General features: G+C 35.1%; 17 protein-coding genes. 11 read left to right on the top strand and 6 right to left on the bottom strand.

The window, feature by feature from the left end:
* Positions 1-24: 24 nt before the first annotated feature.
* Entirely contained in the window at positions 25-981 is a 957-nt protein-coding gene (locus NYE73_RS01690) for a LytTR family transcriptional regulator DNA-binding domain-containing protein (protein ID WP_259949206.1), read from the bottom strand.
* Between the two features lie 11 nt (positions 982-992).
* Positions 993-1,571: a dienelactone hydrolase family protein gene (locus NYE73_RS01695; protein WP_115673880.1), complete on the bottom strand. Its 579-nt coding sequence runs from the start codon at positions 1,569-1,571 to the stop codon at positions 993-995.
* A gap of 295 nt (positions 1,572-1,866) precedes the next feature.
* Between NYE73_RS01695 and NYE73_RS01700 the strand changes: the two genes are divergently transcribed.
* The 3 genes from NYE73_RS01700 (at position 1,867) to NYE73_RS01710 (ending at position 5,640) form a co-directional block, all read left to right on the top strand.
* Positions 1,867-2,916, top strand: a complete 1,050-nt coding sequence (locus tag NYE73_RS01700; RefSeq protein ID WP_259949209.1) for an NAD(P)/FAD-dependent oxidoreductase — start codon at positions 1,867-1,869, stop codon at positions 2,914-2,916.
* Between the two features lie 412 nt (positions 2,917-3,328).
* Entirely contained in the window at positions 3,329-4,843 is a 1,515-nt protein-coding gene (locus NYE73_RS01705) for a DEAD/DEAH box helicase (protein WP_048393198.1), read from the top strand.
* Positions 4,844-4,860: 17 nt separating this feature from the next.
* A complete protein-coding gene (locus NYE73_RS01710; protein ID WP_259949212.1) occupies positions 4,861-5,640 on the top strand; it encodes a YqhG family protein in 780 nt (259 codons plus the stop codon).
* Positions 5,641-5,680: 40 nt separating this feature from the next.
* On the opposite strand, the gene NYE73_RS01715 is transcribed toward NYE73_RS01710, so the two are convergent.
* Entirely contained in the window at positions 5,681-6,001 is a 321-nt protein-coding gene (locus NYE73_RS01715; RefSeq protein WP_054549042.1) for an ArsR/SmtB family transcription factor, read from the bottom strand.
* Positions 6,001-6,423 (bottom strand): SRPBCC family protein, encoded by a 423-nt coding sequence (locus NYE73_RS01720; RefSeq protein WP_048393204.1) that lies wholly within the window; start codon positions 6,421-6,423, stop codon positions 6,001-6,003. Before NYE73_RS01720 ends, NYE73_RS01715 begins: the two co-directional genes overlap by 1 nt.
* A 192-nt stretch (positions 6,424-6,615) precedes the next feature.
* Between NYE73_RS01720 and NYE73_RS01725 the strand changes: the two genes are divergently transcribed.
* A complete protein-coding gene (locus tag NYE73_RS01725; protein WP_066038411.1) occupies positions 6,616-7,254 on the top strand; it encodes a LysE family translocator in 639 nt (212 codons plus the stop codon).
* Positions 7,255-7,530: 276 nt separating this feature from the next.
* Here the strand turns inward: NYE73_RS01725 and NYE73_RS01730 are convergent, their stop codons facing one another.
* Positions 7,531-8,214 carry a hypothetical protein gene (locus NYE73_RS01730; protein WP_054549044.1) on the bottom strand — a complete coding sequence of 228 codons (684 nt, stop codon included), beginning with the start codon at positions 8,212-8,214 and terminating at the stop codon, positions 7,531-7,533.
* A gap of 241 nt (positions 8,215-8,455) precedes the next feature.
* Between NYE73_RS01730 and NYE73_RS01735 the strand changes: the two genes are divergently transcribed.
* From NYE73_RS01735 to ytxJ, 5 genes are all read left to right on the top strand, one after another.
* A complete protein-coding gene (locus NYE73_RS01735) occupies positions 8,456-9,364 on the top strand; it encodes a LysR family transcriptional regulator (RefSeq protein ID WP_259949217.1) in 909 nt (302 codons plus the stop codon).
* Between the two features lie 83 nt (positions 9,365-9,447).
* Entirely contained in the window at positions 9,448-10,155 is a 708-nt protein-coding gene (locus tag NYE73_RS01740) for a CoA transferase subunit A (protein WP_054549046.1), read from the top strand.
* Positions 10,152-10,793, top strand: a complete 642-nt coding sequence (locus NYE73_RS01745) for a 3-oxoacid CoA-transferase subunit B (RefSeq protein ID WP_279493741.1) — start codon at positions 10,152-10,154, stop codon at positions 10,791-10,793. Before NYE73_RS01740 ends, NYE73_RS01745 begins: the two co-directional genes overlap by 4 nt.
* A gap of 71 nt (positions 10,794-10,864) precedes the next feature.
* Positions 10,865-11,278: a VOC family protein gene (locus NYE73_RS01750; protein WP_054549048.1), complete on the top strand. Its 414-nt coding sequence runs from the start codon at positions 10,865-10,867 to the stop codon at positions 11,276-11,278.
* Positions 11,279-11,374: 96 nt separating this feature from the next.
* The gene (ytxJ, locus tag NYE73_RS01755; RefSeq protein WP_259949222.1) at positions 11,375-11,719 is read left to right on the top strand and encodes a bacillithiol system redox-active protein YtxJ; all 345 of its coding nucleotides are present in this window, start codon (positions 11,375-11,377) and stop codon (positions 11,717-11,719) included.
* 22 nt (positions 11,720-11,741) lie between these two features.
* Here ytxJ and NYE73_RS01760 read toward each other — a convergent pair whose 3' ends face one another.
* On the bottom strand, positions 11,742-12,206 hold the full coding sequence (locus NYE73_RS01760) for a hypothetical protein (protein ID WP_259949224.1): 465 nt from the start codon (positions 12,204-12,206) through the stop codon (positions 11,742-11,744).
* A 172-nt stretch (positions 12,207-12,378) separates the two neighbouring features.
* Here NYE73_RS01760 and NYE73_RS01765 point away from each other — a divergent pair, with 172 nt between their 5' ends.
* Together NYE73_RS01765 and NYE73_RS01770 are read left to right on the top strand one after the other, a co-directional pair.
* Positions 12,379-12,600 (top strand): hypothetical protein, encoded by a 222-nt coding sequence (locus tag NYE73_RS01765; protein WP_048393221.1) that lies wholly within the window; start codon positions 12,379-12,381, stop codon positions 12,598-12,600.
* Positions 12,601-12,623: 23 nt separating this feature from the next.
* Positions 12,624-13,061: a hypothetical protein gene (locus NYE73_RS01770; protein WP_259949227.1), complete on the top strand. Its 438-nt coding sequence runs from the start codon at positions 12,624-12,626 to the stop codon at positions 13,059-13,061.
* Positions 13,062-13,098 lie beyond the last annotated feature (37 nt).

Below are 13,098 nucleotides of genomic sequence, written 5' to 3' on the forward strand. Positions count from 1 at the left end.
GTCGATTATTTCCTGGGAAATCTACTAAATTCCGAGTATTTCCTTTAAAGTGGCCAATTTATTTTTCGACAGTGGAACAACTGTCTTTTCTGTACTGTTGAGTGCTAAGCTATAGCTATTGCGTGTCCAAGTAATAATCTCTCGAACCTTTTGTAGGTTCACAATATAAGAACGATGGCTTCTAAAAAAGCCGAATGGTGTCAATTTTTGCTCTAACTCATTTAGCGATAGAGTACATGGATAACCTTCACCTGCTACATAAATAGATACTTCTCCTTCAACACTTTCAATATAATCAATTTCGGGTGGATTAAATAAAATAATCTTTTCATTTTTCTTTGTTGGGATTTTATCTAGTCGAATTGGTGCATCTTCAAGAGGCTTTGGAGCTTGCTCAAGGCTACCCTCTTTTACGTCTAAAGTATGTAAGTCTGCCCCATCTAATCGATGTATAGTTGTACTTGCAACCATTAAGTCTTCTAGATTATTTGATAATAAAATGATAATTTTATGCTCTTTTGCGAGATTTTTTAATAACTGTTGGATAGTTTGCTTTGAAAATTCATCTATATTTTGAAAGGGTTCTTCTAAAATTTGAATAGATGCCGGATGTAGGTACATATTCAATAGTTTTAATCGCTGTTTTTCACTATTAGAAAGCTTACTAATTCTATTGTTTTTTTGTTCAGTAAGTTTAAAAAGCTTCAATATGTTCTCTGATTCATTAGTTGGACGGTTAAAAAGCTTTAAAATGAACTGGATATACTCGCGCGCTGTGAGTCGCTCATATAACGAGCTTTCACGAAAAGAAGTATACGTATCATCTCGTTTCATAAACCATTGCATTAATGTATGTATTTTGGAAACATCTGTATAGATGCCTATAATCGTGCCAGGTTGTAGAGAAAGATGGAAGCTTGGATAAATAACATTGCCTGCTTCAATATATGGATCAACCTGAATATCAATATTTTGTTCCACGTTTATTCCTCCTATAGCTTGCTAGCTTGTAAAAAGTATTGAATGTCGTTGAGTGCTTGCGAGTGGCTCAACTGACAGTAGTTTGAGTTAGAGGCATCCATAAAGCCATGTAAGCCTTGAAATTGTTTGATTTGAACATTCGGTATGCTTACAAGAGTATCCTTCAATGATTGAATATCAAAGCTATCTTCATGGCTAGGTAAAACAACCAAAGTTGGACAAGATGGAATGTTATCAAGGTATTGGCGGATCCGTGAGCCATATACACAAATAACACGGTGTAGGGGGAGTGTAGTTAATCTCCAGGCTAAAGTTGCACCTACACTATATCCAATTAATATTACCTCGTTGTAGTTTTCACAAGCCTCCAATATTTTTGGTGAAAGCAACTCAAGAGGAGCATCAAAGCCAACTGTCTGTAAGAAAAAGTCATAGGCTTGTTTTTCCTGGTCATATGGAAAGGAAAGCCCTTCTGGATAAAGTGAAATAAGGGAAACGGCAGTGTCCTCATCGCTATATATTTGTATTTGTTCTTCAATAAAATGATTAACTCCATAGATTTCATGTAATATAAAGATTTTTCTTTTCATTGTGCCCTCGATCTTTTTTCCAATAGTGTATCAAAAAGTAAGTAAAACGTATAATCTGCTTTTAGAATGAATAGTGCAAAAGCATAATGATGAAAATTTTTATGGACAAATACATAAATTTAATATCATCATTTTTTATAATTTTATTTGATAATGATTATCATTATCGTATAATGGAGTTAAGGAGGATTTTCCAAAGCAATATTTACATTTAGACATTTACGATTGAACTGTATGCAGTTGAGCTAGTCCAATTGTTGAGATAGTAATGACCAAATGAAAGGTGTGTTAGGAATTGTTAGAACTAGAATTGTATGATGTAACCATTATTGGTGGTGGGCCAGCGGGTTTATATTCAAGCTTTTATTGTGGTTTACGTGAAATGAAAACCAAGCTAATTGAATCACAACCACAGCTAGGCGGTAAAATTCATGTTTATCCAGAGAAAATGATTTGGGATGTGGGAGGTGTAACGCCTATATCAGGGGGGCAACTAATTAAACAATTAGTTGAGCAAGCCTTAACCTTTAATCCTTCTATTTATACAAATGAAAAAGTGCTGTCCATTGCTAAAAATGAAGATGGTATATTTGTCATCGCAGCAGAGTCAGGGAATATTCATTATTCCAAAACAGTTATCGTTGCTATTGGTGGTGGCATCCTAAATCCTCAAAAAATTGAAATTGAGGGGGCTGAACGCTTTGAAGTATCTAATTTAAATTACACAATTAAATCCTATGAAAAATTTAAAGATAAGGCAGTAATTATTTCTGGTGGTGGTAACACAGCGGTAGACTGGGCATTAGAATTAACGGAGGTAGCATCCAAGGTCTATTTAACTTATAGAAAAGATACATTGTCTGCACATGAGGCTCAAATTACAGAGCTTGCAAATAGTTCGATCGAATGCCATTTCAATTCTGAAATTACTAAGCTGATTGCAGACGATCAAGCAGGAATGATTAAAGCTATTGCTTTAACAAATCATGAAACTGGGACTGTAACAGAAATTCCTGTTGATGAAGTTGTTATTAGTCATGGGTATGTGCGTGATAAAGAATTGTTAGATAATAGTCCATTAGCCATTGAGCGCAAAAATGATTATTTTATCGCTGGTACGATTAATAGTGAATCATCGATCCCAGGCCTTTATGCTGCGGGTGATATTTTGAGCCATGATGGTAAAATTCATTTAATTGCAGCAGCCTTTCATGATGCACTTCATGCAGTGAATAGTGCAAAGAAGTATATTCAACCTGATGCTTCTGAGGGAGGTATTGTTTCTTCACATAATGACATTTTCAAACAACGTAATCGTAAGCTATTACAGGAAAGTTTAAAATAATCAATTTTAGGAGCACTAATATATTGTTGGTGTTCCTTTCTTTTTGTCTTGAGGTATATTTTAGAAGAAATACTTCTGATGGACTATCAATAGAAAAAAGAAAACATAACGCTGATTATGGAGTATATATAAGAAAATTATACAGAGAATATGATTGTCATGGAAACATTTTAATAAAGAGTCTATCTATTAGAGAAAAAAATGTTCGTCAACTCAAAAAATCTAAAATGTACCTGAGAAACTCTCATTTATCATTAAAGAATTTGCTGAAAAATCTCCAAAACAATTCCGTAAATAGATGAATTAACAAATACCTAATGAAAAAATAACTTTCATTAGGTGTTTTTCATCTAGAAATAACATAGCTTTTCCTTTTTTGGACACCCTAAACTAGAAAAAATGACATGGGGTGATGATCATGAAAATAGAAAGGTCGTCCGAGTGGGAAGAGGGCTTTATCGATCGATTAAATCATCTTGAAAAATGGGATAGCTGGACATTGTACAAGATGAACTATGATATTGTGAAAATGAAACTAATTCCTGATTTTACAGGATTGCAGGCTACAAAGTATTTACCTAATTTACAACCTTTGAAACACCAGTTAGAAGCAGCCGAAACAGTTATTGAACGTATGAATGGGAAAGCTATTTTAGCTGATGAGGTGGGGCTAGGTAAAACAATTGAAGCGGGCTTAATCTTAAAGGAATACCTTATTCGAGGTCTTGTGAAAAGAGCATTAATTTTAGCACCTGCTTCTTTAATTAATCAGTGGATTGAAGAGTTAAATATAAAATTTCATATTCCTGCTGTCGCATATAAAAAAAATTGCCCGATAGAGCGCTATGATGTCCTCATTATGAGTATGGATACGGCAAAAAAGAGTCCACATAGAGAGCGCATTTATGAGCAGGATTATGACATGATAATTATTGATGAGGCACATAAATTAAAAAATAATAAAACACAAATTTACGAGTTTGTACAAGGCTTAAAGAAAAAATTCTGCTTATTATTAACTGCCACACCTATTCAAAATGATATCTTTGAATTGTATTATTTAATCTCCTTATTAAAGCCTGGGCATCTTGGTAACTATGATGCCTTCCAATCGGCTTTCTCTGCTAGCAAGCATGATTTAGAACATGATGATTATTTAAAAGAGTTGGTTAATCAGGTAATGGTAAGAAATCGTAGGGAAGATACGGGGATTGATTGGACAAATCGTCGTGTTCAAATTGTACCGATTACATTTACGGACGAAGAAAGAGAAGTTTACGAAATGCTTGGCAACCTTCAAAACACAGGGTCATTTTCATTAATTACGTTGCAAAAAGAAATGTGTAGTAGCAAGGAAGCTACGGCATTAACATTAACGAATATGCTAGATGATCATGTACAACCACAAGAAATTGAAGCAATTATTACTAAATTAATGACCTTGGAAGTAAATTCAAAGGCGGAAAAGACATTGGAAATTGTTAAACAAGCAAATGACAAGGTTATTATTTTTACAGAATATCGTGCTACGCAAATTTATTTACAATGGTATTTACATTCTAATGGCATATCAAGTGTGCTATTTAATGGTAAGTTTAATAAAAGTAAACGAGATTATATGAAGCACCTATTTAAAGAAAGAGCACAGGTGCTCATCGCTACAGAGGCAGGTGGAGAGGGGATAAATCTTCAATTTTGTCATCATGTAATCAACTATGATCTACCTTGGAATCCAATGAAGCTAGAGCAACGTATTGGTCGTGTCCATCGTTTGGGACAGGAGCATGATGTCCATATTTATAATCTTGCCATTGAACATACAATTGAAGAGAAAATCTTAGAATTGCTTCATACAAAAATTGATGTGTTCGAGAAGGTGGTTGGCGATTTAGATGCCATTTTAACAAACTTTAAAGAATCTGTATAAGGTAGGGAGGTGCAGCTATGTATCCACAGCAAGTTCACCACTATTTAAAGGAATTTTTTATGGAGAATGACTGTGCAATTTTAGGAGAAGAGAATCATTATCTAACCGTTCAATTAACGATAGACATAGATAAAAGAATTATGAATAGGCCATTTTATTGGCAATATGTTGAAGCAACGAATAGTGAACCAAACCCAGCGCAAGTAACCTTTATTACCAATCAAACAGCAATGGCTGGTAACCTATTTGGGGAAGCTATTCATTACGGTTCTCCACGTTTAAATCAGATATTTGTAGCTACAAGAGAACTAGGAGCTTATGTTCAATTGTTTGAAAAAGTGGATCGTGATATGGGGCAGGTTATTTTAACCCCCTGGTTAGGTATTAACTTTAAAGTTTCGTATTGCTGTGATCGTACAAAAGAAATGCTTTACTCATTTGGCATTAATTTATTGACGGGCGTCATCAAGGAGGATTTTCATGAAACGATTTGTTCTTCGGACTTTAACATAGAACCTGAAGAAAATGTATTTCATGTGCAATATATTATTAAGCCTGCCAGAGCACTGGAAAGATTGAAAGCTACAATTGAGTCAATTATTGAGCAGGATGATCATTCTTGGGCAACGGAAGCACAAAAACGATGGCAACGTGATCAACGTGTATTAGATTATTTTTATGAGGATATAGAGGATAAACCAGAGTGTTATGAAATTGAAAGAAAAGCATTAGAGGAGCAATATGAAGCAAAAATTAAAATAGAAGTCATTAATGGGGGATTATTTTATCTCTTTTAAATGAGGAGCTGTCTGACAAAGGGACAGCTCTTTTTCTGCTTTAATGATCTTCAACCATGCTTTGAAGCTGAGCCAATTTATTATCCCAAAATAAATGAAAGTATTGGAGCCAATCTTCAATCTCCTTTAAACGCTCCCTATGCAACGTATAGATTTTTTCACGACCTTTTTTTTGAGCAGAGATTAGCTCCGCCTGTTCCAATATTTTTAAATGCTTTACAACAGCCGTTCGACTAATCGTAAAATGCTCAGTAATATTGGAAATAGGTCTGTCGCTTGCTGCAAGGAGCTGTAAAACGCTTCTTCTTGTGGGATCAGCTATTGCTTGAAAAATATCATACTTTATGGCTGCTTCAGTCATTAGAATTCAGCAGCCTCTTTTAATTTATGATTAATAATCATTGTCCATCCGTTATCCATATTAGTACGTACGGCTTCAGTAGCAGTGTTTGCTTTAGGAATAATATGTGAAGCTTCCTTCCAGCCACCATGTGTTAAAGTAAATTCAGTATGCTCGCCTACTTCTTTTAACTCAAAAGTTACGAACCAGCCATCTTGATCCCAAGCAAATCGTAGAAAGTGTGGTGCATCTACACGTTCTACTTTACAGGGTGATGGGCCGAACGGTGATTGAATAGTGAATTCGTATCCTTCGATAGGTTGAAAATCATTTGGCATAAACCAAGCAGCTATTTTGTCAGCTGTTGCGACAGTCTCCCAAACTTTTTCGATAGGGGCATTTAATGTAATTGTTTTGACAATATCCTGTAATTTTTCAGTCATGTTCTATTACTCCTTTTTCAACGTTATTAAGTCCACTAGCAGAGGAATCTGTATAAAATATAACCATAGGGTGTTATGAATATATAACACCCTACGGTTATATGTCAACGGAAAAATTTTGTATCTTTCTGTTGGACTTGGCGTATGTTACAATTACTTTTATAATTTTCTGACAGAAAGGGTGGGCGTAATATGGTCAATATATCTGTATTCTTAGTTATGTGCATTTTACTTATTATTTTACCTGGCCCTGATACAGCGATTGCAACAAAAAACACACTGACTGTAAGTAGAAAGGGCGGTTTACAAACAATCATAGGTTCTTGTTGCGGTTTATTAATTCATACTTGTGCGGCTGTTATTGGACTTTCGGCGATTATTGTAAAATCCGCCTATATATTTGCTGTTTTAAAATATGTTGGTGCGGTTTATTTATGTTATTTAGGAATCAAGACCTTGTGGACACTTCGAACAATTCGAACACAATCTCCAGTTGTAGACGATGTAGGAAGTATAGAACACAAATATTCCCACCAATCTTGCTTTAAACAAGGGTTTCTCACAAATGTGACAAATCCAAAGGTCGCCGTATTTTTCCTAACATTTCTCCCTCAATTTGTAGATGGAAATAGTGGAACATTTTTTCCTTTTTTAATAATGGGTCTAATTTACACAGCATTAACAATGCTATGGTTTATCTTCTACGTGTACCTTTTAGATCGAATTAGTGCATTTATGAAAAAGCCATCAACTAAGGCAGTAATTGAAGGATTAACAGGTGCAATATTAATTGCATTTGGCATTAAATTAGCATTAGAAAAAGCTCACTAAAAAATACACCACCTTATTAGAGTTATTTTTTACTATAAAGGTGGTGTATTTTTTGTTGGCACTTAATAAGATAAGGTCATTTCTCTTTGAAAAATTTTTATTTAAGTTGGCTTATATTTGTCAGTAGAAGGTTTTTAAGTCTTTCTTGTAAAAATTTTTTCTTTTCTGCACGCTTTTTATAGAGAGAAAAAGATTTTATAACAAATAAAGCTACTAGTATGATGACAATCAATAAAATAAATGAAAATAACATCGTAAAATCCTCTATCCAATTAGTTACATAGAAAGTTCGTTAGTAACAAAAATCTTATTCGTAATAACAAACGTTAATAATATATTTAAAGCAATTAATTTTGGTATGCCTTGTTGCTGAATAATAATGTGAGAAAACTTTAAATTAGCTATACGGTTAGCTAATGTATACTCCTCGGCTCCTGTTACTTGTCTACCATCGGGTGTACACCCTAAAACAAAATGCCCAGCATAAGAATTCTTGAGCACATAGGGATGCATGGATTGATAATGAACTTCCATGATCGTATCTGCTTCAATCATATAATGATGAGTTACTAGGAATTTTTTTAATGCGCCTTTTAGGTCAATGGCAATGGCAGTATCAGCTAGAATTGTCCGGAAATAAACAGGCACGATGTTGGCATGTTTAATATAAGGCTTCACTTCAATGCAAATTTCACCAGAATGTTGTACAAATAGCTGAACAATTGCTTGATGAATTCCATCTGTTAAAGTGACCATGGTATTTCCGAAATGAGCACTTTTAAAGAAAATACTGTCATCAGCAATATAGCCAACAGCAATATGACGATTCTCAATATGTAGCGATTTAGCTTTCACTCCTAAAACTTCCTCACAGTTTTTTAATTCATAAACATGTTGCTGAAATGTAAGACCTAAATAATGCCTATTAACTATTCGATTTTCAAGCAATTGCTTCAACATCTGTTACATCTCCAATCTTTGATAAATTATGACAATATTTATAATTGATTGTAGGTCATATAACTCTCAAAAAACTCTCCAAAAGTCGAAAAGATACGTATAATGGCAGGGGTGAAAATATCTAAATTTTATAGTTCAACACATTGCAAAGGATTAAAAAGAAAGGATGGAGAATTTATTGCTAAAGGGTAGTACTTGTAGATGCTTTTATAACAAATACGAATAAATGGAGAAGATAGTGATGGAATTAAGAGATTTAAAAGCCTTTATGGCTGTTGTTGAGCATAGGAGTTTTACAAAGGCTGCACATGATTCCTTTGTATCTCAGCCTTCATTAAGCAAAAGTATCAAAAAATTAGAAGAATCATTACAAGTTGAATTGTTGAACAGATCAACGCGTAATGTAGAACTTACTGACGCAGGTAGTATTGTTTATCATCAAGGACAAAAAATAATGCATGCTGTCCAAGAACTACATATTTTGCTAGACGATTTATTAAATATTAAGACAGGTGCTATCAAATTAGGAATTCCACCTTTAATTGGAACATTATTTTTCCCAGAAATCGCTAGAGGATTTCATCAGCTATATCCTGAAGTACATTTAGCGCTTATCGAACGTGGCGCAAAAATGGTAGAAATGCTAGTTGAAAATGGTGATGTTGATATGGGCATCGTTGTATTACCAGTAGATGAAAGGAAGTTTGCTGTTCAATCCTTTATAGAAGACCAGTTTTATGTCTTTATGAATGAATCTCACCCCTATGCACACCAGAAATCCATAGCTTTACAAGATTTAAAAAATGAAACGTTCATTATCTTTGCAGAGGAGTTCACGCTTCACGACTATATAATTAAATCCTGTGAAAGTGTTGGCTTTACACCTACAATCGGCTATAAAAGTTCACAGTGGGACTTGATTGTAGAGTTAGTATCCTCCAATCTAGGGGTTACATTGTTACCCCATTCCATTGCAGCTAAGCAAACAAATACCAATGTGAAAATAATTCCATTAGATGATTTTGAAATGCCGTGGCGTTTAGGGATTATTACGAAGAAAAATACCTATCAATCTTATGCATTAAAACAGTTACTTGAAATGATAGGTAGGAATGGTGAAAATAGATTTATTCGATATAGGAATAAGTAGTATTCTAATTAATTCCTTTACTTGTAAAATAGCAATGATGTAGAATTTTCCTTAATAAACGAGCAATTTAGGGAGGTTTCGAGATGGGGAATGGCAAGGTATGGAGTTCGTTTGAAGAGGCGATTGTGGATATTAAGGATGGAGATACATTAGCTGTAGGTGGCTTCGGGCTATGTGGTATACCCGAAAAATCAATCGCAGCATTAGTGCAGCAGGGAACTAAGGATTTAACCGTTGTCAGTAACAACTGTGGTGTAGATGACTGGGGATTGGGTCTACTATTAGCAAACAAGCAAATAAAAAAAATGGTTGCTTCTTATGTAGGAGAAAATAAGATTTTTGAACAACAATTTTTAAGTGGTGAGCTAGAAGTAGAGTTGACACCGCAAGGAACTCTTGCAGAACGTTTGCGTGCAGGTGGAGCGGGAATTCCTGGTTTTTATACAGCGACAGGGGTTGGCACACCAATTGCTGAAGGAAAAGAAGTGAAGGTTTTTGATGGCAAAGAATATATTTTGGAAGAAGGTATCGTTGCTGACTTTGCGCTGGTCAAAGCATGGAAAGCCGATAAGCTAGGAAATTTAGTTTACAGAAAAACATCACGCAATTTTAATCCATTAGCTGCTATGTCAGGGAAAATTACAATAGCTGAAGTGGAGGAAATTGTAGAAGTAGGCGAGCTAGATCCTGATCATATTCATACACCAGGGGTTTTTGTACAACGTGTATTATTAGGTGAAAATTACGAGAAGCGTATTGAGCGTTTAACGGTGAAGAAGGGGGAAGCATGATGGATACAAGACAAAAAATTGTTAACCGAGCAGTAAAAGAAATAGCCAACGGTATGAATGTCAATTTAGGCATAGGTATTCCAACACTTGTGGCGAATGCGATCCCAACCGATTATGACGTACTCTTACAATCCGAAAACGGACTTCTCGGTATTGGTCCTTATCCAGTAGAAGATGCAGTAGATCCTGATTTAATCAATGCAGGTAAAGAAACAGTTACGGCAGTTCCAGGGGCATCCTTCTTTGACAGTGCAGAATCATTTGCAATGATTCGAGGTGGACATATTGACCTTGCCATCTTAGGAGGTATGGAGGTATCTGAAACAGGAGACCTTGCTAACTGGATGATTCCGGGGAAAATGGTGAAGGGCATGGGTGGCGCAATGGACCTTGTCGTTGGTGCAAAGAGAGTGATTGTCGTCATGGAGCATGTGAATAAAAATGGTGAATCTAAAATAAAAAAACAATGTGAACTGCCACTAACGGGTAAAGGTGTCGTACATCGATTAATTACAGATTTGGCTGTATTTGATTTTACGAAAGAGGGCATGCAACTGATAGAATTAGCAGATGGTGTTTCTTTAGAGGAAGTAAAAGAGAAAACAGCTGCTTCTTTTAGCGTTGCTCTTATCCAATAACTTCAGACTTAGGACTGTTTCCAGCGTTATGGTCTCATTTTACAATAGTCTAAAAAGGGGATTTCATAACAATGGAACAGCAATGGACAAATGAATTAGCAGTCGCACAGGTGCGTGTGGCAAGACCAACCGATCAGCTAAAGGAAGTAGAACGATTTTACTGTGAAGGTGTCGGATTAAAGAAAATTGGTTCGTTTACAGAACATCGTGGCTATAATGGTTTAATGATTGGTCTTCCAGATGCAGGTTATCACTTAGAATTTACTGAGCATAGTGACGGTAGCCCTTGTCCAGCACCAAGTAAGGACAATCTTCTCGTACTTTATATCCCAAACAGAGATACCATTCGTCATATTGCCGAACGTCTTGCGCTCATGGGATATCCCGAAGTTGAGCCTGAAAATCCATATTGGGCTGAGAAAGGGGTAACCATTGAAGACCCTGATGGCTGGCGTCTAGTATTCATGAATACGGAAGGCATTTAAATAGAAAATTTTAAGCACGAGCACGTATGTAGTCTCGTGTTTTTTTGCAACCTAAAATACCCCTTGTAGTATATACTCTTTTTAGGGGGTTACTAAATGCAACGAATAAAGACATTAAACAAATGGTGCGAGGTTTTAGAGCAATCGAAGTTCAAACCTTGTCTTGTGTTAAAAATTAGCATGACATGTATAAGTAGTATTTCAGCATTAAAGGAATATAAAGAATTACAAACGGAATTGCCTAAATATCTTGTCATTGTACAAATGGATCGGGTAATTTCAAATGCTATTGCCTGTGATCTTCAAGTGAAGCACGAATCTCCTCAACTAATAATCCTGCAGGGTGGGAAAGGAATTTGGCAAGCAACTCACTACAAAATAAAGCACTCTCTTTTAGAAAAAGCTATAGAACAATATGTAAAAAAAGATACTCCACAATAGGCTGTGGGGTATCTTTATGTGATTAATCTTCTAAAGCCTCATCTTCATGATAATTTGTAGCGCTAGACTCGATATCGACCTGTAGATAATTGGCCCAGTCTATTTTGTGAAAATCCTCTTCACTAAAATAAATATTCAAAACCTCGGTCATTGTTTTGTCCCCATCAGGTTCAGTGAGAGGAGCATACCAAGTAATAGCAGGTGTCTTCACATTTTTTAATTTGGACAAATCAGCGAAAATTTTAGTAGAATCCTTTAGCATCTGGCTTTTCGATCCTTCTGTTACATCTGTATCTTGAATGGAAATTGTGACAACACCGTCTTTCGATTCATCAACAGAGAATTCGTTTTTCACAATCGCGCCTACAATATCTTCAACATTCGTATTTTGATCGACTGCCACTTCCTTTGGTTCAGCGCTCTTTCCACAAGCTACTAACAGTAGTGAAATAAAAACCAATAGATAAATTATTTTCTTCAATGTCATAACCTCCCTTGTTACTCCATCTATGCGCAAAATGGGAGGGAATTATACAAAATACAAGAAGGTTGTCCTTACTTTTTATGAATGGTTAGGAAGTGATTGAATAAGGAGAAGAGGAGAAGTAGATGTTAGTAAACATATAAATGCTGGTAATCGGTTCAAAGATTATGGTGATATGGACAAACTTGTAAAGTATATTGTAGAAGATATACGTAGATCAGATCAAGATAATGTGGTAAAAGATGGTTGGGACTCGATCAAAACGTATTACGAAAAAGGAGATAAAAAATTAGAAATCCGTTTCTTTATAGAGGATGGAAAATTATTAAGTTTCAATGCTTTTCCTGATCATTCAAGTAAAGACGCAGGTAATGTGATTTGGTTAATTCCACAATAATAATCTAAATAAGAGGAGTTATTATGGAAGAAATAAAGATAAATGATTATGTTGTAAAAGTAGATAAAGAGAAAACTTTAGAATTATACATAACACTTCCGAAGGTTTCTGAAAAAGCTCATTGTGGTTGTGAAGATTGTCAACTTTACGCGAAACAAATTCAGCTCACTAGTCCAGAAATTTTGAATTTCTTTAAACAATTTGGAGTAGATCCTACAAAAGAAGCCGAAGTTTGGAGAGCAATCCCCAATAAGGATGGATATGATACTTATAGTGCAGATTATCATTTTATAGGTTTTATAGAGGGTACAGATGATATAGATTGGATTCATATAGGAGAAGCATCTTTTGGACTTGCCAATCATGATGGAGATTTGCCAAGTCCCATGATTCCAAGTACTTTCTCAAAACCAATAGTAGAATTAGCTGTAAGGATAACAATTCCTAATTTGGAGATTTAATGTGAAAAAATTTTGTTTATAAATTAAACCATGAAAG

It is taken from the genome of Lysinibacillus sp. FSL K6-0102, assembly GCF_038003545.1.
Classification (GTDB): Bacteria; Bacillota; Bacilli; order Bacillales_A; family Planococcaceae; genus Lysinibacillus; species Lysinibacillus capsici.

Bases quoted from the DNA above. Each gene is read 5' to 3' on its own strand.
- NYE73_RS01695 (WP_115673880.1), bottom strand. From the start codon at position 1,571: ATGAAAAGAAAAATCTTTATATTACATGAAATCTATGGAGTTAATCAT.
- NYE73_RS01705 (WP_048393198.1), top strand. From the start codon at position 3,329: ATGATCATGAAAATAGAAAGGTCGTCCGAGTGGGAAGAGGGCTTTATC.
- NYE73_RS01710 (WP_259949212.1), top strand. From the start codon at position 4,861: ATGTATCCACAGCAAGTTCACCACTATTTAAAGGAATTTTTTATGGAG.
- NYE73_RS01715 (WP_054549042.1), bottom strand. From the start codon at position 6,001: ATGACTGAAGCAGCCATAAAGTATGATATTTTTCAAGCAATAGCTGAT.
- NYE73_RS01720 (WP_048393204.1), bottom strand. From the start codon at position 6,423: ATGACTGAAAAATTACAGGATATTGTCAAAACAATTACATTAAATGCC.
- NYE73_RS01725 (WP_066038411.1), top strand. From the start codon at position 6,616: ATGGTCAATATATCTGTATTCTTAGTTATGTGCATTTTACTTATTATT.
- NYE73_RS01730 (WP_054549044.1), bottom strand. From the start codon at position 8,214: ATGTTGAAGCAATTGCTTGAAAATCGAATAGTTAATAGGCATTATTTA.
- NYE73_RS01735 (WP_259949217.1), top strand. From the start codon at position 8,456: ATGGAATTAAGAGATTTAAAAGCCTTTATGGCTGTTGTTGAGCATAGG.
- NYE73_RS01740 (WP_054549046.1), top strand. From the start codon at position 9,448: ATGGGGAATGGCAAGGTATGGAGTTCGTTTGAAGAGGCGATTGTGGAT.
- NYE73_RS01745 (WP_279493741.1), top strand. From the start codon at position 10,152: ATGATGGATACAAGACAAAAAATTGTTAACCGAGCAGTAAAAGAAATA.
- NYE73_RS01750 (WP_054549048.1), top strand. From the start codon at position 10,865: ATGGAACAGCAATGGACAAATGAATTAGCAGTCGCACAGGTGCGTGTG.
- ytxJ (WP_259949222.1), top strand. From the start codon at position 11,375: ATGCAACGAATAAAGACATTAAACAAATGGTGCGAGGTTTTAGAGCAA.
- NYE73_RS01760 (WP_259949224.1), bottom strand. From the start codon at position 12,206: ATGACATTGAAGAAAATAATTTATCTATTGGTTTTTATTTCACTACTG.
- NYE73_RS01765 (WP_048393221.1), top strand. From the start codon at position 12,379: ATGGACAAACTTGTAAAGTATATTGTAGAAGATATACGTAGATCAGAT.
- NYE73_RS01770 (WP_259949227.1), top strand. From the start codon at position 12,624: ATGGAAGAAATAAAGATAAATGATTATGTTGTAAAAGTAGATAAAGAG.